The 21,080-nt window shown below is 71.6% G+C and carries 17 protein-coding genes; 8 read left to right on the top strand and 9 right to left on the bottom strand.

Annotated elements, in window-relative coordinates:
• Positions 1-120: 120 nt before the first annotated feature.
• The 3 genes from ACIRG6_RS15530 to ACIRG6_RS15520 all read left to right on the top strand — a co-directional run bounded on the left by ACIRG6_RS15530 (position 121) and on the right by ACIRG6_RS15520 (position 5,675).
• Positions 121-468 carry a metallophosphoesterase family protein gene (locus tag ACIRG6_RS15530; RefSeq protein WP_403322937.1) on the top strand — a complete coding sequence of 116 codons (348 nt, stop codon included), beginning with the start codon at positions 121-123 and terminating at the stop codon, positions 466-468.
• Positions 469-820: 352 nt separating this feature from the next.
• On the top strand, positions 821-4,735 hold the full coding sequence (locus tag ACIRG6_RS15525; RefSeq protein ID WP_403322934.1) for a glycoside hydrolase family 2 TIM barrel-domain containing protein: 3,915 nt from the start codon (positions 821-823) through the stop codon (positions 4,733-4,735).
• A gap of 49 nt (positions 4,736-4,784) precedes the next feature.
• Entirely contained in the window at positions 4,785-5,675 is an 891-nt protein-coding gene (locus ACIRG6_RS15520) for a DUF72 domain-containing protein (protein ID WP_403322931.1), read from the top strand.
• Here the strand turns inward: ACIRG6_RS15520 and ACIRG6_RS15515 are convergent.
• Entirely contained in the window at positions 5,656-6,018 is a 363-nt protein-coding gene (locus tag ACIRG6_RS15515; RefSeq protein ID WP_239764355.1) for an ArsR/SmtB family transcription factor, read from the bottom strand. The genes ACIRG6_RS15520 and ACIRG6_RS15515 overlap by 20 nt on opposite strands.
• Before the next feature lie 50 nt (positions 6,019-6,068).
• On the opposite strand from ACIRG6_RS15515, the gene ACIRG6_RS15510 reads away from it, so the two are divergent.
• The 4 genes from ACIRG6_RS15510 to ACIRG6_RS15495 all read left to right on the top strand — a co-directional run bounded on the left by ACIRG6_RS15510 (position 6,069) and on the right by ACIRG6_RS15495 (position 11,107).
• On the top strand, positions 6,069-8,015 hold the full coding sequence (locus ACIRG6_RS15510; RefSeq protein ID WP_403322929.1) for a heavy metal translocating P-type ATPase: 1,947 nt from the start codon (positions 6,069-6,071) through the stop codon (positions 8,013-8,015).
• A gap of 55 nt (positions 8,016-8,070) precedes the next feature.
• Complete coding sequence (locus ACIRG6_RS15505; RefSeq protein WP_364682844.1) at positions 8,071-9,558, top strand: AlkA N-terminal domain-containing protein; 1,488 nt, start codon at positions 8,071-8,073, stop codon at positions 9,556-9,558.
• A 19-nt stretch (positions 9,559-9,577) separates the two neighbouring features.
• Complete coding sequence (locus tag ACIRG6_RS15500; RefSeq protein ID WP_318216380.1) at positions 9,578-10,069, top strand: methylated-DNA--[protein]-cysteine S-methyltransferase; 492 nt, start codon at positions 9,578-9,580, stop codon at positions 10,067-10,069.
• Between the two features lie 186 nt (positions 10,070-10,255).
• On the top strand, positions 10,256-11,107 hold the full coding sequence (locus ACIRG6_RS15495; protein WP_364823530.1) for an LLM class flavin-dependent oxidoreductase: 852 nt from the start codon (positions 10,256-10,258) through the stop codon (positions 11,105-11,107).
• 12 nt (positions 11,108-11,119) lie between these two features.
• On the opposite strand, the gene ACIRG6_RS15490 is transcribed toward ACIRG6_RS15495, so the two are convergent.
• Positions 11,120-11,614 (bottom strand): NUDIX hydrolase, encoded by a 495-nt coding sequence (locus ACIRG6_RS15490; RefSeq protein ID WP_364682840.1) that lies wholly within the window; start codon positions 11,612-11,614, stop codon positions 11,120-11,122.
• Positions 11,615-11,766: 152 nt separating this feature from the next.
• Between ACIRG6_RS15490 and ACIRG6_RS15485 the strand changes: the two genes are divergently transcribed.
• Positions 11,767-12,903, top strand: a complete 1,137-nt coding sequence (locus ACIRG6_RS15485; RefSeq protein WP_364682909.1) for a glycerate kinase — start codon at positions 11,767-11,769, stop codon at positions 12,901-12,903.
• Between the two features lie 276 nt (positions 12,904-13,179).
• Here the strand turns inward: ACIRG6_RS15485 and pssA are convergent, their stop codons facing one another.
• The 7 genes from pssA to ccrA all read right to left on the bottom strand — a co-directional run bounded on the left by pssA (position 13,180) and on the right by ccrA (position 20,912).
• The gene (gene pssA / locus ACIRG6_RS15480; protein ID WP_225637618.1) at positions 13,180-13,998 is read right to left on the bottom strand and encodes a CDP-diacylglycerol--serine O-phosphatidyltransferase; all 819 of its coding nucleotides are present in this window, start codon (positions 13,996-13,998) and stop codon (positions 13,180-13,182) included.
• Between the two features lie 22 nt (positions 13,999-14,020).
• Positions 14,021-14,677, bottom strand: a complete 657-nt coding sequence (locus tag ACIRG6_RS15475; protein WP_239764961.1) for a phosphatidylserine decarboxylase — start codon at positions 14,675-14,677, stop codon at positions 14,021-14,023.
• 170 nt (positions 14,678-14,847) lie between these two features.
• The gene (locus ACIRG6_RS15470; protein WP_318215181.1) at positions 14,848-16,053 is read right to left on the bottom strand and encodes an acyl-CoA dehydrogenase family protein; all 1,206 of its coding nucleotides are present in this window, start codon (positions 16,051-16,053) and stop codon (positions 14,848-14,850) included.
• Positions 16,054-16,566 carry a MaoC family dehydratase gene (locus tag ACIRG6_RS15465; RefSeq protein WP_043377938.1) on the bottom strand — a complete coding sequence of 171 codons (513 nt, stop codon included), beginning with the start codon at positions 16,564-16,566 and terminating at the stop codon, positions 16,054-16,056.
• Between the two features lie 5 nt (positions 16,567-16,571).
• A complete protein-coding gene (locus ACIRG6_RS15460; protein WP_350722995.1) occupies positions 16,572-17,534 on the bottom strand; it encodes an HpcH/HpaI aldolase/citrate lyase family protein in 963 nt (320 codons plus the stop codon).
• Entirely contained in the window at positions 17,531-19,558 is a 2,028-nt protein-coding gene (locus tag ACIRG6_RS15455; protein ID WP_364682837.1) for a protein meaA, read from the bottom strand. The genes ACIRG6_RS15460 and ACIRG6_RS15455 overlap by 4 nt, the downstream gene beginning before the upstream one ends.
• 10 nt (positions 19,559-19,568) lie before the next feature.
• Positions 19,569-20,912, bottom strand: coding sequence for a crotonyl-CoA carboxylase/reductase (gene ccrA, locus ACIRG6_RS15450; protein ID WP_225637585.1), 1,344 nt, complete (start codon positions 20,910-20,912; stop codon positions 19,569-19,571).
• Positions 20,913-21,080: the final 168 nt, after the last annotated feature.

Below are 21,080 nucleotides of genomic sequence, written 5' to 3'. Positions count from 1 at the left end.
GTAGTGGCGGGCCGCCCGGGCGCGGTTGCCGCAGGACGGCTTGCACCGCTCCTGCGGCCCGACAGCCCGGGCGCGTCCCCGGTCGACCGGATCCATCACGTCGGCGGGACCGCCGTCCCGATGTGCGACTTCACCATCCCCGGCCGCGCCGAAGGGCGCCTCGACGCCGAGACGCTCGACCGGGTCGACACCCGGCTCGCCGGACTGCCGCGGGACACCCCGGCGCTGATCGCCTTCCCTCAGCCGCCGGTCGAGCTCCGCCACCCCCTGCCCGGTGCGGGAATGCTCGAGACCCCCGAGCGGCCGGCCGCCCTGCTCGACGCGCACCCCCAGATCGTCGCCGTCCTGACCGGCCACGCCCACACGGCGGCCGCCTCGGTCTTCGCCGCCCGCCCCCTGATCGTCGGGCCGGCCGTCACCTGGACCCTGCGACGGAGGCCGCCTCGGTCTTCGCCGCCCGCCCCCTGATCGTCGCGCCGGCCGTCACCTGGACCCTGCGCATGCCCGGGCAGGGCGACCTCCCCGCCGACCGCTACCAGCCGGCCGGCCTCGCCTTCCACGTCCTGGGCGACGACCGGCGCCTGACCACCCATGACCGCGTCGTGTTCTGACCCGGGCCGCGCGCCGGGCGGGGGCCGGCACCATCCATCAGGAACCAACAAAGTCCGACGGGGTAATTGATTCGGTTGTGTTCGAGTCCTAGGGTGACTCTGATCCGGTAGCCGCTCCATCACCGGCAGTTGGCACCCGTACCACCGCCGACAGCCGGTGCAGCACCGTGCGTTGAGCCGCCCCCGAAGCCACACGGAAGGCCACGGTCATGCCGCACTCGCCCGTGTCACCCGCCGGTATCCCGGCCCCCCGCCCCCGCCCGGTCGTCAGCCGCCGCCGTCTCCTGGAGGGCGGCGCCGCCCTCCTCGGCGCGCTCGCCCTGTCCGCGTCGCCGGTCACCGCGCTCGCGGCCGGCCGACGTGCGGGGGCCGACGAAACCCCCGAGTGGAACGACTTCGGCGTCTTCCGGCTCGGCACCGAGCCGCCGCACGCCACGCTCATGCCGTACGCGGACGTGAGACAGGCCCTGGCCGGCGACCGCACCCGCTCGCCCTACCGGCTGAGCCTCGACGGCACCTGGAAGTTCGCCTACGCCGACCGCCCCGACGACCGGGACGCCGACTTCCACCGCACCGACACCGACGACAGCGACTGGGACACCATCCCGGTCCCGTCCGTCTGGCAGACGCACGGCCACGACTTCCCGATCTACCTGAACATCACCTACCCGTACTGGGGACCCAACGGCCTCGGCGAGGACCCGCAGCCCCCCGCCGCGCCGACCCGCTACAACCCGGTCGGCCAGTACCGGCGCACCTTCACCGTGCCCCGCGACTGGACGGGCCGCCGCACCTTCCTGCACTTCGAGGGCGTCAAGTCCGCGCACTACGTGTGGATCAACGGCGAACTGGTCGGCTACGACGAGGACTCCTACACCCCGTCCGAGTACGACATCACCGACCACCTGAAACCGGGCACCAACCAGATCGCGGTGGAGGTCTACCGCTACTCCGACGGCGACTGGATGGAAGACCAGGACATGATCCGGCTGAGCGGCATCTTCCGCTCGGTCTACCTCTACTCCGCCCCGGCCGTGCACCTGCGCGACTTCAAGCTGGACACCCCGCTGAACGGCACCTACACCGACGCCGAGCTGAAGGTCACCGCGAGCGTGCGCTCCTACGGCGGCGGCGACGCCGGGCGGTACACGGTGGAGACCCAGCTGTACGACGCCCGCGGCCACGCCGTCTGGTCCCGGCCGCTCCAGCAGCCCGCCGACCTCGGCACGGTCCGCGCCGGCGAGGACGTCACCGTACGCGCGGCCAAGGCCGTACCGGCGCCGAAGCTGTGGTCGGCCGAGCACCCGAACCTCTACACCGCCGTCCTGCGCCTGCGCGACCCGTCCGGCAAGGTCGTGGAGACCCTCTCCCACCGGGTCGGGTTCCGCGAGTTCGCCCTCAAGGACGGGCTGATGCGGATCAACGGCAGGCCCGTTTCCTTCCGCGGCACCAACCGGCACGAGATGCACCCGGTCCGCGGCACGGCGCTGACCCGCGAGGACATGGTCGAGGACATCAAGATCATCAAGCGGATGAACGTCAACAGCGTCCGCACCTCGCACTACCCCAACAACCCGTACTGGCTGGAACTGGCCGACGAGTACGGCCTCTACCTCGTCGACGAGACCAACCTCGAGACCCACGGCATCCGCGGCCAGTACCCGGGCGACCACCCCGACTGGACCGCCGCCTGCGTGGCCCGCGCCCAGAACATGGTCCACCGCGACAAGAACCACGCCTGCGTCGTCATCTGGTCCCTCGGCAACGAGGCCGGCGGCGGCAGCACCTTCACCGCCATGCACGACTGGATCCGCTCCTACGACGACACCCGCGTCATCCAGTACGAGGGCGACGACCGCCCCGGCATCAGCGACATCCGCTCGGAGATGTACGACAGCCCGCAGCGCGTCGAGCAGCGCGCGAAGGACACCTCCGACACCCGGCCCTACGTCATGATCGAGTACGCCCACTCGATGGGGAACTCCACCGGCAACTTCAAGAAGTACTGGGACATCGTCCGCCGGTACGACGTCCTGCAGGGCGGCTGGATCTGGGACTTCGTCGACCAGTCCCTGTACACGCCCGTCCCGGCCCGCACCCTGCTGACCGAGTCCGGCCCGGCCGGGCTGCGCGGCGAGATCCTCGCCACCCGCGGCACCCTCGACCGGGACAAGGGCCTGTCCGGCATCACCGTCTTCGAGCGCCACGACAGCCTCGACCTCACCGGCTCCCTGACCCTGGAGGCCTGGGTCACCCCGCACGTCACCGGCTACCACCAGCCCATCCTCGCCAAGGGCGACACCCAGTACGCGCTCAAGCAGACCGACCGCAAGCTGGAGTTCTTCATCCACTCGGCCGGTCAGTGGATCACCGCGACCTGGGCCGTGCCGGACGACTGGACCGGCCGCGAACACCACATCGCGGGCGTCTTCGACGCGGACGCCGGCACCCTGACCCTGTACGTCGACGGCGAGGTGAAGGCCACCCGCACCACCGACCGGCGCCCCAGCAGCAACACCGCGCCGCTCTCCCTGGCCACCGACGCCGACGCCCAGACCCGCGAGTTCAGCGGCACCGTCCGCCGCGCCCGCGTCTACGCCCGTGCCCTCGCCGGCGCCGAACTGGCCTCCGACGGGCGCGGACCCGGCGACGACGGCGTGCGGTTCTGGTTCGACGCGGCCACCGTGAAGACCGCGACGAAGCGGCCGAAGGACAAGACCTTCCTCGCCTACGGCGGCGACTGGGGCGACAACCCCAACGACGGCGCCTTCGTCGCCGACGGCATCATCACCGCCGACCGCGGCCACACCGGCAAGGCCACCGAGGTCAAGCGCGTCTACCAGGCGGTCAACGCCGCCCCCACCCCCGGCGGCGCACCGGGAGCCGTCACCCTCACCAACGAGTTCCTGTTCACCGACCTCCGCGAGTTCGACGCCCGGTGGGAACTGGTCGCCGACGGCAAGGTCGTACGGCACGGCAGACTCACCCGCGACCAGCTGAACGTCCCGCCGATGTCCGGCAAGGACATCACCGTCCCCGTACGCCTGCCGGACGACCCGGACCCGGGCACCGAGTACTTCCTCCAGCTCTCCTTCACCACCAAGGACGCCACGCCGTGGGCCGAGGCGGGCTTCGAGGTGGCCCGGCAGCAGCTCCCGCTGGACGCCGGCAGCCCGGCCGTCACCCCCGTACGCCTGGAGAGCGTCCCCACCCTGCGCCACGACGACCGCGACCAGGACGTCACCGTGCGCGGCAAGGGCTTCTCCGTCACCGTCGACAAGCGCAGCGGCACCATCACCTCGTACGAGGCCGGCGGCACCCGCCTGATCACCTCCGGGCCCGTGCCCAACTTCTGGCGGGCGCCCACCGACAACGACAAGGGCAACGGCCAGCACACCCGCAACCAGACCTGGCGCGACGCCGGCGCCCGCCGCACCGTGACCGACGTCGTCGTGCGGGCCCTGGGCGACCGGGCCGTCGAGATCAGGGTCAGCGGCACCCTGCCGACCACGACCGAGTCGACGTACACCACCACCTACACGGTGTTCGGCAACGCCGAGATCAAGGTCGACAACACCCTGCACCCCGGTGCCGCGAACCTGCCCTACATCCCGGAGGTCGGCACCCTGCTCCTGCTGCCCGGCCGCCTGGACCGGCTGCACTACTACGGCCGCGGCCCCGACGAGAACTACTGGGACCGCAACACCGGTTCCGACGTCGGCCTGTACTCCGGGACCGTCGCCGAGCAGTGGACCTCCTACATCCGCCCGCAGGAGAACGGCAACAAGACCGACGTCCGCTGGATCGCGCTCACCGACTCCCGCGGAGCGGGCCTGCTCGCCTCCGGAGAACCCCTGCTGGAGGCCAACGCGTCCCACTTCACACCGGAGGACCTGTCGGCCGGCGTGCGCCACGACTACCAGCTCACCCCGCGCGACGAGGTCGTGCTGCGCCTGAACCACCGCCAGATGGGTGTGGGCGGCGACAACAGCTGGGGCGCGCACACGCACGACGAGTTCAAGCTGTTCGCCGACCGGGACTACACGTACACCTACCGGCTGCGCCCGCTCACCGACGTGCGCGACGCGATGGCGGCCTCGCGGCGGCCCACGGCGACCGAGTAGACCCGGATCGGACCGGATCGAACCGGGAGCCCGGGGTAACCGGGCTCCCATGGGTGACGTTCTGGTCGGGGCATGCTCGTGGACGGACCGGCAACTCCTCGCGAGCGGCTGGTATCCACGCGGACGGCGGGACGCCGAGGGGCGGCTGCGGCACTACGCCTCACGGCTGCCCGTCGTCGAAGTGGACGCGGGGTACTACGCGTTGCCGAGCCGCCGCAACAGCGAGCTGTGGGTGGAGCGCACGCCGGACGGCTTCCGCTTCGACGTGAAGGCCTTCTCGCTGCTGACCGGTCACCCCACCCGTCCCGAGGCCCTCCCGGCCGACCTGCGGGACGGCCTCGGCGGCGAGGAGCGCGGCCTGCTGCGGCGCGGGCGGGCGGGCGCGGCGCTCCTCGACGAGGTGTGGGGACGGTTCACCGACGCCGTCGAACCGCTGCGGGCGGCCGGACGGCTCGGCACGCTGCTGTTCCAGTTCCCGCCCTGGTTCGCACCGGGCCCGGAGGCGGAGGACACCCTCCGGGACTGTGCGCGGCGCACGGGGTGCAGGCCCCTCGCCGTGGAGTTCCGCCACCCGGACTGGTGGGCGCCGCACCGGGCGGACGGCACCGCGGCGCTGCTCACGGGCCTCGGCGCCACCGCCGTCGGCGTGGACATGGCCCAGGGCCTGCCCGGCTCCCTGCCGCCCGTCGTGCCGGTCACCCGCCGCGCGCTCGCCGTCGTGCGGTTCCACGGCCGCAGCCCGGCGTGGGGGAGGGGCAGCAAGGAGGACCGCTTCCGGCACGACTACGACGTGGCCGAACTCGCCGCCTGGGTACCGAGGTTGCGGCGCGCGGCCCGGCAGACGGACGAGCTGCACGTGCTGTTCAACAACTGCTGCGCGGACGCGGCCGTACGCGCCGCCGAGGACATGCGGCGGCTGCTCACTCAGAGGCGTCGCTGATTCCCAGCCGCAGATGCTCCACGTGGTAGACGGCCTGGTCGAGCAGCTCGGCGACATGGTGGTCGTGCAGCGCGTACACCACCGACCGGCCGCGCCGCTCACCCACCACGAGCCCCAGATTCCGCAGCAGGCGCAGCTGGTGGGAGCAGGCCGACTGCTCCATGCCGACCTCCGCCGCCAACTCCGTGGCCGGCAGCGGGCCTTCGCGCAGCCGCGCGAGGATCAGCAGCCGGGAGGGCGTGGACAGGGCCTGGAGCGTGGTGGCGACCTTGGCGACGTTGTCCGCGTCCAGGCGCACACGCTCGACTGCGTCCTGCGCGGTGGTGGCGGCTCCATGACCCATGCCGGTCATCTTACGCACCCACCCGTACGCATGAACGGATGAATGAATGAATGGGTCTTCATGTGTTCCTGTATGGTGGCCGCGTGTCCACGACCCTCGCTCCTACCCCCGTCTCCTCGCCCGCCGGGCCGGCGCCCGCCCGCCGCACCCGCGTCCTCGCCCTGCCCGAGGCACGCTGGGCCCTCGCGTCGCTGCTCGCCTTCCTCGCGGCGCTCCCCCTGGACCTCGGCGGCGCCCCCGCCTGGACGTACGGCCCGCTCTACGCGGCCGCCTACGCCGCCGGCGGCTGGGAACCCGCACTCGAGGGCCTGCGCGCACTGCGCGAGAAAACCCTGGACGTCGACCTGCTGATGATCGTCGCGGCGCTCGGCGCGGCGGCCATCGGGCAGGTCCTCGACGGCGCCCTGCTGATCGTCATCTTCGCCACCTCCGGCGCCCTGGAGGCCCTGGCCACCGCCCGCACCGCCGACTCCGTGCGCGGCCTGCTCGACCTCGCGCCCACCACCGCGACCCGGCTCACCGGGGACCGCGAGGAGACCGTCCCGACCGCCGAGCTCGCCGTCGGCGACGTCCTCCTGGTCCGGCCCGGGGAGCGCGTCGGCGCCGACGGCTCGGTGCTCGACGGCACCGGCGAGGTCGACCAGGCCACCATCACCGGCGAGTCCCTCCCGGTCCTCAAGCGCCCCGGCGACGACGTCTTCGCCGGCACCCTCAACGGCACCGGTGCCCTGCGCGTCCGCGTCGACCGCGACCCCGCCGACTCGGTGATCGCCCGGATCGTCACCCTGGTCGAGGAGGCGTCCCGCACCAAGGCGCCGACGCAGCTGTTCATCGAGAAGATCGAGCAGCGCTACGCGGTCGGCGTGGTGGCCGCCACCCTCACGGTCTTCGGCATCCCCCTCGCCCTCGGCGCCGAGCTCACCGACGCCCTGCTGCGCGCCATGACCTTCATGATCGTCGCCTCGCCCTGCGCGGTCGTCCTCGCCACGATGCCGCCCCTGCTGTCCGCCATCGCCAACGCCGGCCGCCACGGCGTCCTCGTCAAGTCGGCGGTCGCCATGGAACGCCTCGGCGAGATCGACACCGCCGCCCTCGACAAGACCGGCACCCTCACCGAGGGCACCCCCGAGGTGACCGCCGTACGCCCCCTGCCCGGCTCCGGCCTCGACGAGGACGCCCTCCTCGCCCTGGCGGCCGCCGCCGAGCACCCCAGCGAGCACCCGCTGGCCCGCGCGATCGTCGCCGCCGCCCGCACCCGCGGCCTGCGCGTCGCGCCCGCCCAGGACTTCACCGCGACGCCCGGACACGGCGTCACGGCGGTCGTCGGCGGCCACGAGGTGCACGTCGGCCGCGCCGAGGCACCCGAGGGCGCCGAGACCACCGTCCGGGTCACCCGCGACGGCACCCCGCTCGGCACCCTCGCCCTCACCGACCGCCTCCGTGCCGACGCCGCCGCGGCCACCGCGGCGCTCACCGCCCTCACCGGCACCGCCCCCGCCCTGCTCACCGGCGACAACGCGTCCGCCGCCGCCCGCGTGGCCGACGCGACCGGCATCACCGACGTCCGCGCCGGCCTGCTGCCCGACGGCAAGGTGGAGGCCGTTCGGGAGAGGGAGCGGGCCGGCCGCAAGGTGCTCTTCGTCGGCGACGGCGTCAACGACGCCCCCGCCCTCGCCGCGGCCCACGCCGGGATCGCCATGGGCCGGGCGGGCTCCGACCTGGCCCTGGAGACGGCGGACGCGGTCGTGGTCCGCGACGAGCTGACGGCCGTACCCGCGGTCGTCCGCCTGTCCCGGCGCGCCCGCGGGCTGGTCCTGCAGAACCTGGTCATCGCCGGCACCTTCATCACCGCGCTCGTCCTGTGGGACCTCGTCGGTCACCTCCCGCTGCCGCTCGGCGTCGCCGGGCACGAGGGCTCTACCGTGCTGGTCGGCCTCAACGGGCTGCGGCTGCTGCGCGAGTCCGCATGGCGATCCGGCGGGTCCCAGGAAGCGTGAGGTCCATGTCGGATTCTCGCCAGCCCCGATCCGTCCAGTGGACCATCCTGGACGCATGCAGACGGGAATGCACACCGACACCGAGCGCTGCGTGCGCGCCGTCCGGTCCAAGGACGCGCGCTTCGACGGCTGGTTCTTCACCGCCGTCCTGACCACCCGCATCTACTGCCGGCCCAGCTGCCCCGTGGTGCCGCCCAAGCCCGAGAACATGACCTTCTACCCGAGCGCGGCGGCCTGCCAGCAGGCCGGGTTCCGCGCGTGCAAACGCTGCCGCCCGGACACCAGCCCCGGCTCCCCGGAGTGGAACCAGCGGGCCGACCTCACCGCCCGCGCCATGCGTCTGATCGCCGACGGCATCGTGGACCGCGAGGGCGTCCCCGGACTCGCCGCCCGGCTCGGCTACAGCACCCGGCAGATCGAACGCCAGCTGCTCGCCGAGCTGGGCGCGGGCCCCCTCGCCCTCGCCCGCGCACAGCGCGCCCAGACCGCCCGCCTGCTCATCGAGACGACCCCGCTGCCGATGGCGGACATCGCCTTCGCGGCCGGCTTCTCCTCCGTCCGCACCTTCAACGACACGGTCCGCGAGGTCTTCGCGCTCGCCCCGAGCGAGCTGCGCGCCCGCCGCGCCCCCAAGAACCGGCCGGACCAGGCCGCCGGCGGCGCGCTGGCCCTCCGCCTCCCCTTCCGCGCCCCCCTCAACCCCGACAACCTCTTCGGCCACCTCGCCGCCACCGCCGTACCCGGTGTGGAGGAGTGGCGGGACGGCGCCTACCGCCGCACCCTGCGCCTCCCGTACGGCCACGGCGTCGTCGCCCTCGCTCCCGCCCCCGACCACATCGCCTGCCGCCTCACCCTCACCGACCTGCGCGACCTGACCGTCGCCATCAGCCGCTGCCGGCGCCTGCTCGACCTGGACGCCGACCCGACGGCCATCGACGACCAGCTGCGCACCGATCCGCTGCTCGCGCCGCTGGTCGACAAGGCGCCCGGCCGCCGTGTCCCGCGCACGGTCGACGAGGCGGAGTTCGCCGTACGGGCCGTCCTGGGCCAGCAGGTCTCCACCGCCGCCGCCCGCACCCACGCGGCCCGCCTGGTCACGGCACACGGCGACCCGGTGGACGACCCCGAGGGCGGCCTGACCCACCTGTTCCCGTCGACGGGGGCGCTGGCGGAGGTGGACCCGGACACGCTGGCGATGCCCCGCACCCGCCGCACCACCTTCACCACCCTCGTCCGCCACCTCGCCGACGGCTCGCTCAACCTCGGCGTCGAGACCGATCGGGCGGACACCCGCGCCCGGCTGCTCGCCCTCCCCGGCTTCGGCCCCTGGACCGCCGACGTCATCGCGATGCGCGCCCTCGGCGACCCCGACGCCTTCCTCCCCACCGACCTCGGTATCCGCCGCGCCGCACAGGAGCTGGGCCTGCCCTCGACCCCGGCGGCGCTCACCGCACGCGCGGCGGCCTGGCGGCCCTGGCGGGCGTACGCGGTCCAGTACCTGTGGGCGACCGACAGCCACCCGATCAACTTCCTGCCCGTGTAAGGACGGACCCGTGTCATCCCTGAAACAGCACACCGTGATCGACAGCCCGTACGGCCCGCTCACCCTGGTCGCCGAGGACGGCGTCCTGTGCGGCCTCTACATGACCGACCAGCGCCACCGCCCGCCGGAGGAGACCTTCGGCGCCCGTGCCGAGGGGCCCTTCGCCGAGGCCGAGGAACAACTGGAGGCGTACTTCTCCGGCGGCCTGCTGGACTTCACCGTCCCCCTGCGCCTCCGTGGCACCCCCTTCCAGCGCACGGTCTGGGACCAGCTCCGGAAGATCCCCTACGGCGAGACCCGCACCTACGGCGAACTCGCCGGCGCCCTCGGCACCCCCAACGCCTCCCGCGCCGTCGGCCTCGCCAACGGCCGCAACCCGATCGGCATCATCGTCCCCTGCCACCGCGTCATCGGCGCGAGCGGCAGCCTCACCGGCTACGGCGGCGGCCTGGAACGCAAGCAGCGGCTGCTGGACTTCGAACGCGGGACGACGGGGGCGGCACTGTTCTAGGACGGTCCGTGCGGGCACGGACGAAAAGGCGTTGCCGACGCCCGGCGGGACGGACTAGCCTCGCGGCACTCTGCAGAACACGCTCTCTCGAACGATGCCGCAGAACGGGAGCAAGCCCGCGCACAGCCGCGCGGAGCCATGGAAGGGCGGCGCCACTGTCAGGCATGCCCTCCGGAGGACACTCCCATGAAGATCGGCCTCGGCCTTCCCATCGACGACCCCGCCCTGCTGCTGACCTGGGCCCGGCGCGCCGACGCGGGCCCCTTCAGCACGCTCGGCCTGCTCGACCGGCTCGTCTACGACAACCCCGAACCCCTGGTCACCCTCGCGGCCCTCGCGGGCGCCACGTCCCGCATCCGCGTGCAGACCGAGGTCCTCATCGCCCCGGTGCACAGCACCGCGCTCCTCGCCAAGCAGACCGCGACCCTCGACCGTCTGTCGGGCGGCCGGTTCACCCTCGGCATCGGGGTCGGCGGCCGCGAGGACGACTGCCTCGCCGCCGGCATCGACATCCACCGCCGGGGCCGCCGCCTCGACGAGCAGATGACCCTGCTCCGCCGCGTCTGGGCGGGCGAGCCCTACGGACAGGACGTGGGCGCCATCGGCCCGCGCCCCGCGACCCCCGGCGGGCCCGAGGTGCTGTTCGGCGGCTTCGCCCCGGCCGCCCTCGAACGGGTCGGCCGCTTCGGCGACGGCTTCCTCGGCGCCGCCCTGCCCGCCGAGCACATGGCCGGCCTGTTCCGCGCCGTCGAGGCGGTCTGGCGCAGGCACGGCCGCCCCGGCCGGCCGCGTCTGGTGGCCCAGGCGAGCGTCGCCCTCGGCCCCGACAGCACGGCGGACCGGGCCCGGGGCGCTCTGCGCGACTACTACGCGTTCACCGGCCGCGCCGAGTACATGACGAAGGGCCTGCTCACGACCGCCCGGGAGATCCGCGCGGCCGTGGACGCCTTCCGCGACATCGGCGCCGACGAGGTCGTCCTCTACTGCTGGTCGTCGGACCCCGACCAGATCGACCGCCTCACCGACGCCCTGTTCTGACCCGTCGACCGCCTACCGGCCGACCCGGACACCGTTCTCCAGCTCGGCGGTCCCCGAGCCGTCCTCCAGTACGTCGAGGGCGGCCAGGACCCGTCCGTGCAACGAGCCGAGGAGGTGGCCGGCCAGGTCGGCGCGCGGTACCAGGCGCCAGGACAGCAGCTCCTCCTCCTGGAGACGCACCGCCTTGAGGTCGTCCTCGCCGAGGACCCCGCCGTCGTACACGTACGACACCAGCGGCGGCCGGCCGAGACCCGGCACCCAGTCCACCGCGAGCAGCCGGCCGGGCGGGACGTCCAGCCCGATCTCCTCGAGGGTCTCGCGCCGGGCGCCCTGGCGCGGGGTCTCGCCGTCGTCCGACTCGATGGTCCCGCCCGGCAGGGTCCAGCCGTCCCGGTAGTTCGGCTCCACGAGCAGCACGCTGCCCGCGGCGTCCCGGAACAGCACGGCGGCACCGGCGAGTACGCGGGGGAGTCCGGCGATGTACGTGGCGTAGTCGAGCGTCGTCATCCTGGCAGGGTATGTCCGTCGGGCGGGGTGTTCCACGGAGCGGTCGGGGCATGACGGCGAGGGTGTGCTCCGGTTAAGGTCGCAGCGGCGCGACTGCCTTGACGTGCGCAAGGCTCGAAGAGCAAGGGGAGAGCAAGGTGGCTGACGCTGCAGTGGACGGGGCCCGCCGGGTGCTCGTCGCCGCGGACAAGTTCAAGGGTTCGCTGACGGCCGTCGAGGTCGCCGAGCGGGTCGCGGCCGGGCTGCGCCGGGTCGTGCCGGACGTCGACGTCGAGGCGCTGCCCGTGGCCGACGGCGGCGACGGCACCGTGGCCGCGGCGGTCGCGGCCGGGTTCGAACGCCGGGAAGTGCGGGTCGCCGGGCCCCTCGGTGACGAGGTGACCGCGGCGTTCGCGCTGCGCGGCGACACGGCGGTCGTGGAGATGGCCGAGGCGAGCGGGCTGCAGCGGCTGCCCGCCGGTGTCCTGGCTCCGCTGACCGCCTCCACGTACGGCTCGGGCGAGCTGCTGCGGGCCGCGCTGGACGCGGGCGCCCGGACGATCGTGTTCGGGGTCGGCGGCAGTGCGACCACGGACGGCGGCGCGGGGATGCTGTCCGCGCTGGGCGCGCGGTTCCTGCGCGCGGACGGCGAGCCGGTGGCGCCGGGCGGCGGGGGTCTCGCCGACGTCGCCTCGGCCGATCTGTCCGGCCTGGACCCGCGGCTCACGGACGTCGAGCTGGTACTCGCCAGCGACGTCGACAATCCGCTGACCGGACCCAAGGGCGCCCCGGCCGTCTACGGCCCGCAGAAGGGCGCCTCCCCGGCGGACGTGGAGACGCTGGACGCGGCCCTCGCGCACTTCGCGAAGGTGCTGGAGGAAACGGTGGGGGTCCGGGCCGCCGAGTACGCGGCCTCGCCGGGTGCGGGTGCCGCGGGCGGTATCGGCTACGGCGCGCTGCTGCTCGGGGCGCGGTTCCGGGCCGGCATCGAGGTGATGCTGGACGTGCTGGGCTTCGCGCCGGCGCTGGAGCGGGCCGAGCTCGTGATCACGGGGGAGGGCTCGCTGGACGAGCAGACCCTGCACGGGAAGGCGCCGGCGGGTGTCGCGGCGGCGGCTCGGGCCGCGGGCAAGGAGGTCGTCGCGGTGTGCGGGCGGCTGGCGCTGCCGGCGGAGGCGCTCGGGCGGGCCGGGATCCGGCGGGCGTATCCGCTGACGGACGTGGAGCCGGACGTGGCGAAGTGCATCGCCGATGCCGGGCCGATCCTGGAGCGGGTCGCGGAGCGCATCGCACGGGACTTCCTGGCGTAGCAGAGTTTCGCCCCCCACCGCCCCTTCCCATTCCGTTCCCCCGGGGGCTGCCGCCCCCGGACCCCCGCTTCGGCCCTGAACGGGCCTCGTCCTCAAACGCCGGACGGGCTGAGTGGTCTGTTGCGGCCCCATTTCAGCCCACCGAGTCGGGCGGTGGGTGGGCACAGGCCGGGGGTCTGGGGGCGGAGCCCCCAGCGAGGCCCGCACCGAGGCCGGGCACCGGGCAAACGAAAGGGCCCCGAACCCAACCAGGTCCGGGGCCCTCCCAACGCGCCGCTACGGCAACTGTGCCGCTCGCGCCTCCCGCCGATTGTCACGGAAATTGTTCACCCTGCGAGCGGTGGCGAACAGGGGGATCACCGCGCCCATCACCAGCTGCAGCGCACACCCCGTCTGCAGCAGCAGCTGCCCGCTCGGCGCGTCGAACGCCCAGCCGGCCAGCAGGCCCATCGACAGGACGATCCACGACAGCATCGCCACCGCGAGGCGTCCCCGCGGCTTCGGGTACTCGACCCGGCTCACCATCAGCCAGGCCGTACCGATGATGGCCAGGAGCGTCGCCACGAAGGGCAGCTCCAGCAGCACGATCGAGACCACCGTCAGCGCACCGAACGGCGAGGGCATGCCCTGGAACGTGCCGTCCTTCACGGTGACGCACGAGAATCTCGCAAGCCTCAGCACCACCGCCAGCAGCACCACGATCGCGCCCACCGCCGCGACCCGCTGATACGCGTCGTGCGCGACCATCCCGTAGACCAGGACGAAGTACGCCGGCGCCAGCCCGAAGCTGATCAGGTCGGACAGGTTGTCCAGCTCGGCGCCCATCGGCGAGCTGCGCAGCTTGCGTGCCACGAGCCCGTCGAACAGGTCGAAGATCGCCGCGCAGAGCATCAGGATGACCGCGGTGGCCGCGCTGTGCCGGGCCATGCCCGACTCCTCGCTGCCCGTCAGGTGCGGGATCAGGATGCCGGTGGTGGTGAAGTACACCGCCATGAAGCCGCACGTGGCGTTGCCGAGAGTGAGGGTGTCCGCTATCGACAGGCGGAGCGAGAGCGGCATCTCCTCCTCGTCGTCCACCTCGTCGGCCTCGGGCACCCACCCGGCCTGGGTCTGTGGATCAATCACGGTCAATGCGAGTCACCCCAGCCACCGTCTTCTGTCCCACCTCGACCGCGACCTCCACGCCCTCCGGCAGGTAGAGATCGACGCGTGAGCCGAAGCGGATCAGGCCGACCCGTTCGCCCTGCTCGACCTTCGTGCCCTGCGGCACGTACGGGACGATGCGGCGGGCCACCGCGCCGGCGATCTGGATCATCTCGATGTCACCGAGCTCGGTGTCGAAGTGCCACACCACCCGCTCGTTGTTCTCGCTCTCCTTGTTGAAGGCGGGAACGAAGCCACCGGGAATGTGCTCGACCGACGTCACCGTGCCCGACAGGGGCGCACGGTTGACGTGGACGTTGAGCGGGCTCATGAAGATCGCGACGCGGGTACGGCCGTCCTTCCACGGCATGATGCTCTGCACCACACCGTCGGCGGGCGAGATGACCCGGCCCTGGGTGATCTCGCGCTCGGGGTCGCGGAAGAACCACAGCATCCCCGCCGCGAGCGCGGTGGTGGGGACGGCGACGGCCTTGGCCGCGCCCGAGCGGCGGGCGCGGAGCAGGCTGACGGCTGCGGTGGCGACGGTCGGCAGAAGCCACGGCGATGCTCCGCGCGCGAGGCGTACGCCGGCGAGGCTGTCGCGAGGTGCAGAGGTTTGGCTGTGGGGCATGGATGACCTTCGTAGCGGATGATGCCGCGCTCTGACGGGGGACGGCGGCTTTCCGGCGATCGTAGCGGCTATCAGCCGCAACTGGGTAAGCCAGGAAGCCGAGTCGGCGGCCGAACAGTGCCTACGGGGTGTGACCTTCTTCTCCAAGAAAACACCCCGTATCCGGACATCTAACCCTGGAATCGATACTCTTCGAGCAGCCTGCGGCCGATGATCATTTTCTGGATCTCGGCGGTGCCTTCACCGATCAGCAGCATCGGAGCCTCGCGGTAGAGCCGCTCGATCTCGTACTCCTTGGAGAAGCCGTAGCCGCCGTGGATCCGGAAGGCGTCCTCCACGACCTCTTTGCAGTACTCGGAGGCGAGGTACTTGGCCATCCCCGCTTCCAGGTCGTTTCGTTCGCCCGAGTCCTTTTTGCGTGCAGCGTTCACCATCATCGCATGCGCCGCCTCCACCTTGGTAGCCATCTCGGCCAGCTTGAACTGGATGGCCTGGTGCTGGGCGATCTGCTTGCCGAAAGTGTGACGCTGCTGGGCGTACTGGACACCCAGCTCGAAGGCACGCTGAGCGACACCGCAGCCACGCGCCGCCACGTTGACGCGGCCGACCTCGACGCCGTCCATCATTTGGTAAAAACCTCGGCCGGTGACGCCGCCGAGCACCCGGTCGGCCGGAATGCGCAGGCCGTCCATGATGAGCTCGGTCGTGTCGACGCCCTTGTAGCCCATCTTGTCGATCTTGCCGGGGATGGTGAGACCGGGGCGGACCTCGCCGAAACCGGGCTCCTTCTCCACCAGGAAAGTCGTCATCGACCTGTGCGGCGCCGTGCCCTCGGGGTGACCCTCGTCACTCCTGACGAGAACGGCCACCAGCGAGGACGTACCGCCGTTCGTCAGCCACATCTTCTGGCCGTTCAGGACGTACTCGTCGCCGTCCTTCACCGCCTTCGAGGAGATCGCCGACACGTCGGAGCCGAGCGCCGGCTCCGACATGGAGAAGGCGCCCCGGATGTCACCGGCGGCCATACGGGGCAGGAAGTGGTCCTTCTGCTCCTGCGTGCCGTGCTGCTTGAGCATGTACGCCACGATGAAGTGCGTGTTGATGATGCCGGACACCGACATCCAGCCGCGGGCGATCTCCTCCACGCACAGTGCGTACGTCAGGAGCGACTCGCCCAGGCCCCCGTACTCCTCCGGGATCATCAGGCCGAACAGGCCCAGCTCTTTCAGCCCGTCCACGATGTCCTGCGGGTACTCGTCCCGGTGCTCCAGCTCGGTCGCGACCGGGATGATCTCCTTGTCCACGAAGTCCCGGACGGTGGAGAGGATCTCCCGCTGGATGTCCGTGAGGCCGTGGGTCTGGGCGAGGCGGCTCATCTACTTCCCCTGTTCCTTCAGCTCGGGGCGGCCCGGCTGCTCGCCGCCGCGCTCCTTGATGTACGTCTCGGTCGGCACCATCACCTTGCGGCGGAAGACGCAGACCAGCGTGCCGTCCTGCTTGTAGCCCTTGGTCTCGACGTGGACGATGCCCCGGTCGTTCTTCGACTTCGAGGGCCACTTGTCGAGCACGGTGGTCTGGCCGTACACGGTGTCGCCGTGGAAGGTCGGCGCCACGTGCTTGAGCGACTCGATCTCCAGGTTGGCGATCGCCTTGCCGGAGATGTCCGGCACGGACATGCCCAGCAGGAGGGAGTAGACGTAGTTCCCGACCACCACGTTCTTGCCGAAGTCCGTCGTCTTCTCGGCGTAGTTCGTGTCCATGTGGAGCGGGTGGTGGTTCATGGTGAGGAGGCAGAACAGGTGGTCGTCGTACTCCGTGACCGTCTTCCCGGGCCAGTGCTTGTACGTCGCCCCGACCTCGAACTCCTCGTAGGTGCGTCCGAACTGCATCGCGCTCAGGCCTCCGGGATCTCGAACTTGCTGGTGCGCTGCATGCCGGCGGCGCGGCCCTTGCCGGAGACGACCAGGGCCATCTTGCGGCTGGCCTCGTCGATCATCTCGTCGCCGAGCATCGCGGAGCCCTTCTTGCCGCCCGCCTCGGAGGTGTAGTAGTCGTACGCGTCCAGGATCAGCTCGGCGTGGTCGTAGTCCTCCTGCGAGGGCGAGAAGATCTCGTTGGACGCCTCGACCTGACCGGGGTGCAGCACCCACTTGCCGTCGAAGCCCAGGGCGGCGGCGCGCTGCGCGACCGCGCGGTAGCCGTCCACGTTGCGGATCTGGAGGTAGGGGCCGTCGATCGCCTGGAGGTTGTTGGCGCGGGCGGCCATCAGGATCTTCATCAGGATGTAGTGGTAGGCGTCCGCCGGGTAGCCGGGCGGCTGCTCGCCCACGACGAGCGACTTCATGTTGATGGACGCCATGAAGTCGGCCGGGCCGAAGATGATGGTCTCGACACGCGGGCTGGCCTGCGCGATCTCGTTGACGTTGTTGAGGCCCTGCGCGTTCTCGATCTGCGCCTCGATGCCGATGCGGCCGACCTCGAAGCCCATCGTCTTCTCGATCTGGGTCAGCAGGAGGTCCAGCGCGACGACCTGCTGGGCGTCCTGGACCTTCGGCAGCATGATGCAGTCCAGGTTCGGGCCGGCGCCCTCGACGACGGTCACGACGTCGCGGTACGTCCACTCGGTCGTCCAGTCGTTGACGCGCACGACGCGGGTCTTGCCGGTCCAGTCGCCCTCGTTGAGGAACTTGACGATCGTGTGCCGTGCCTCCGGCTTGGCCAGCGGCGCGCAGGCGTCCTCCAGGTCGAGGAAGACCTGGTCGGCGGGGAGGCCCTGGGCCTTCTCCAGGAAGCGCGGGTTCGAGCCCGGTACGGCCAGGCAGGAGCGCCGGGGGCGAAGGCGGTTGACGGTCGTCATGCGGGGACCTCCAGGGGGTCGAGCTTGTTCGCGTTCCGGATCTCGTCGACGATCCGGCCGATGATGCCGGTGATGTCGAAGTCCTTCGGGGTGAAGACCGCGGCCACTCCCGCGGCCCGCAGTTCTTCGGCGTCACCGTTCGGGATGATGCCACCGGCGATCACCGGTATATCTGTGGCACCGGCCACACGGAGCCGTTCGAGCACGTCCGGCACGAGCTGGGCGTGCGAGCCGGACAGGATGGACAGGCCCACCGCGTGCACGTCCTCCGCGATCGCGGCGTCCACGATCTGCTCGGGGGTGAGCCGGATGCCCTGGTAGACCACCTCGAACCCGGCGTCGCGGGCCCGCACGGCGATCTGCTCGGCGCCGTTGGAGTGGCCGTCCAGGCCCGGCTTGCCGACCAGGAACCGCAGCTTGCCGACGCCCAGGTCGCGAGCCGTCAGATCCACCTTCCGGCGTACCTCGGCCAGGGCCGAGCCCTCCTCCGCGGCGACCGCCACCGGCGCCGAGGACACCCCGGTCGGCGCCCGGAACTCGCCGAACACCTCGCGCAGCGCCCCGGCCCACTCGCCGGTCGTGACGCCGGCGCGGGCGCACTCCAGGGTGGCCTCCATGAGGTTGTCGGTGCCCTTGGCGGCCTCCTTCAGCTTCTCCAGCGCCTTGCAGGGGCGCGGGTGGTTGAAGGGCGGCTGGTAGCGCGTGTCCCGCCAGTGCTGGAGCGAGGCGATGACGCGGGCCTCCACCGCCGGGTCGACGGTCTGGATCGCGGTGTCCAGGTCGGCGGTGAGCGGGTTCGGCTCGGTGCCCTGGAAGGCGTTGACGCCGATGATCTTCTCCTCGCCGGACTCGATCCGGGCCCGGCGTTCGGCGTGCGAGGCGACCAGCTGCGACTTGAGGTAGCCGGACTCGACGGCCGCCATCGCGCCGCCCATCTCCTGGATGCGCTCCATCTCGGCGAGCGACTCCCGGACCAGCTCGTCCACCTTCGCCTCGACCACCTTCGAGCCCTCGAAGAGGTCGCCGTACTCCAGCAGGTCGCTCTCGTACGCCAGCACCTGCTGGATGCGCAGGGACCACTGCTGGTCCCAGGGGCGGGGCAGGCCGAGGGCCTCGTTCCAGGCCGGCAGCTGCACGGCACGCGCCCGGGCGTCCTTGGAGAGGGTGACCGCCAGCATCTCCAGGACGATCCGCTGGACGTTGTTCTCCGGCTGGGCCTCCGTCAGGCCGAGGGAGTTGACCTGGACGCCGTAGCGGAAGCGGCGGTGCTTGGGGTTCTCGATGCCGTACCGCTCGCGGGTGACGCGGTCCCAGAGCTGCCCGAAGGCGCGCATCTTGCACATCTCCTCGACGAAGCGGACGCCCGCGTTCACGAAGAAGGAGATGCGGCCGACGACGTCGCCCATGCGCTCCTGCGGCACCTGGCCGCTGTCGCGCACCGCGTCGAGCACGGCGATCGCGGTGGACATCGCGTACGCGATCTCCTGCACCGGCGTGGCGCCCGCCTCCTGCAGGTGGTAGCTGCAGATGTTGATCGGGTTCCACTTCGGCATGTGGGAGACCGTGTACGCGATCATGTCCGTCGTCAGGCGGAGGGACGGCCCCGGCGGGAAGACGTGCGTCCCCCGGGACAGGTACTCCTTGACGATGTCGTTCTGGGTCGTGCCCTGGAGCCGGGTGATGTCCGCGCCCTGCTCCTCGGCGACGACCTGGTAGAGCGCCAGCAGCCACATGGCCGTGGCGTTGATGGTCATCGAGGTGTTCATCTGCTCCAGGGGGATGTCCTGGAACAGCCGGCGCATGTCACCGAGGTGCGCGACGGGCACGCCGACCCGGCCGACCTCGCCGCGGGCGAGGATGTGGTCGGAGTCGTAGCCGGTCTGGGTCGGCAGGTCGAAGGCGACCGACAGACCCGTCTGCCCCTTGGCGAGGTTGCGCCGGTACAGCTCGTTGGACGCCTCGGCCGTGGAGTGACCGGCGTACGTGCGCATGAGCCACGGCCGGTCCTTCTGACGCTCAGTCATGTGACGCTCCTCAGATGTTCCGGAAGCGGTTGATGGCGTCGATGTGCTGGGCACGCATCTCCTCGTCGCGCACGCCCAGGCCCTCCTCGGGGGCCAGGCACAGCACGCCGACCTTGCCCTGGTGGAGGTTGCGGTGGACGTCGTACGCGGCCTGGCCGGTGTCCTCCAGCGAGTACACCTTGGAGAGCGTCGGGTGGATCTTGCCCTTGGCGATGAGGCGGTTGGCCTCCCAGGCCTCGCGGTAGTTGGCGAAGTGGGAGCCGATGATGCGCTTCAGCGACATCCACAGGTAGCGGTTGTCGTACTCGTGCATGTAGCCCGAGGTCGAGGCGCACGTGGTGATGGTGCCGCCCTTGCGGGTGACGTAGACGGAGGCGCCGAACGTCTCGCGGCCGGGGTGCTCGAAGACGATGTCGATGTCCTCGCCGCCGGTGAACTCGCGGATGCGCTTGCCGAAGCGCTTCCACTCCTTCGGGTCCTGGGTGTTCTCGTCCTTCCAGAACCGGTAGTCCTCGGCGTTGCGGTCGATGATGTGCTCGGCGCCCATCGACCGGCAGATGTCCGCCTTCTGCTCGCTGGAGACGACGCAGATCGGGGTGGCGCCGCCGGCCAGCGCGAACTGCGTGGCGTAGGAGCCGAGGCCGCCGCTCGCGCCCCAGATCAGGACGTTGTCGCCCTGCTTCATCTGGGCGCCGTTGCGGGAGACCAGCTGGCGGTACGCGGTGGAGTTGACCAGGCCCGGGGCCGCGGCCTCCTCCCAGCTGAGGTGGCCCGGCTTGGGCATGAGCTGGTTGGACTTGACCAGGGCGATCTCGGCGAGGCCGCCGAAGTTGGTCTCGAAGCCCCAGATGCGCTGCTCGGGGTCGAGCATCGTGTCGTTGTGGCCGTCGGACGACTCCAGCTCCACGGAGAGGCAGTGCGCGACGACCTCGTCGCCGGGCTGCCAGGCGTTGACGCCCGGGCCGGTGCGCAGGACGACGCCGGCCAGGTCGGAGCCGATGATGTGGTACGGCAGGTCGTGGCGCTTGGCCAGCTCGCTGGTGCGGCCGTAGCGCTCCAGGAAGCCGAACGTCGACAGCGGCTCGAAGATCGAGGTCCACACCGAGTTGTAGTTGACCGAGGAGGCCATGACGGCCACCAGGGCCTCGCCCGGGCCCAGCTCGGGCAGCGGCACCTCGTCGAGGTGGATCGACTTGCGCGGGTCCTTGGCGCGGGTCTCCATTCCCGCGAACATCTCGGTCTCGTCCTTGTGCACGGTGATCGCGCGGTACGACTCGGGGAGCGGCAGCGCGGCGATGTCGGCCGGCGTGGATTCGGGCGACTGGATCGCGTCCAGGATGTCCTTCACGGTCACGGTGTTGCCTCCGGCGGTGAGCGCCCTGAGGGAGGGGCGCTGAGGGGTACGTCGGTGCTAGCAGAGGGTTGGTGAAAGTGCCTGTGACGCAGGCGCCGGGCGCGCAGGGGATGGGTGCGGGGACAGCCCGGACACCTTCAACGTATGACACCGCGTGTCACCCCGCAA

Origin of the sequence: Streptomyces flaveolus, from assembly GCF_044765825.1 — a bacterium.
GTDB lineage: Bacteria > Actinomycetota > Actinomycetes > Streptomycetales > Streptomycetaceae > Streptomyces > Streptomyces flaveolus.
This window is presented reverse-complemented; position numbering and strand designations above follow the sequence as displayed.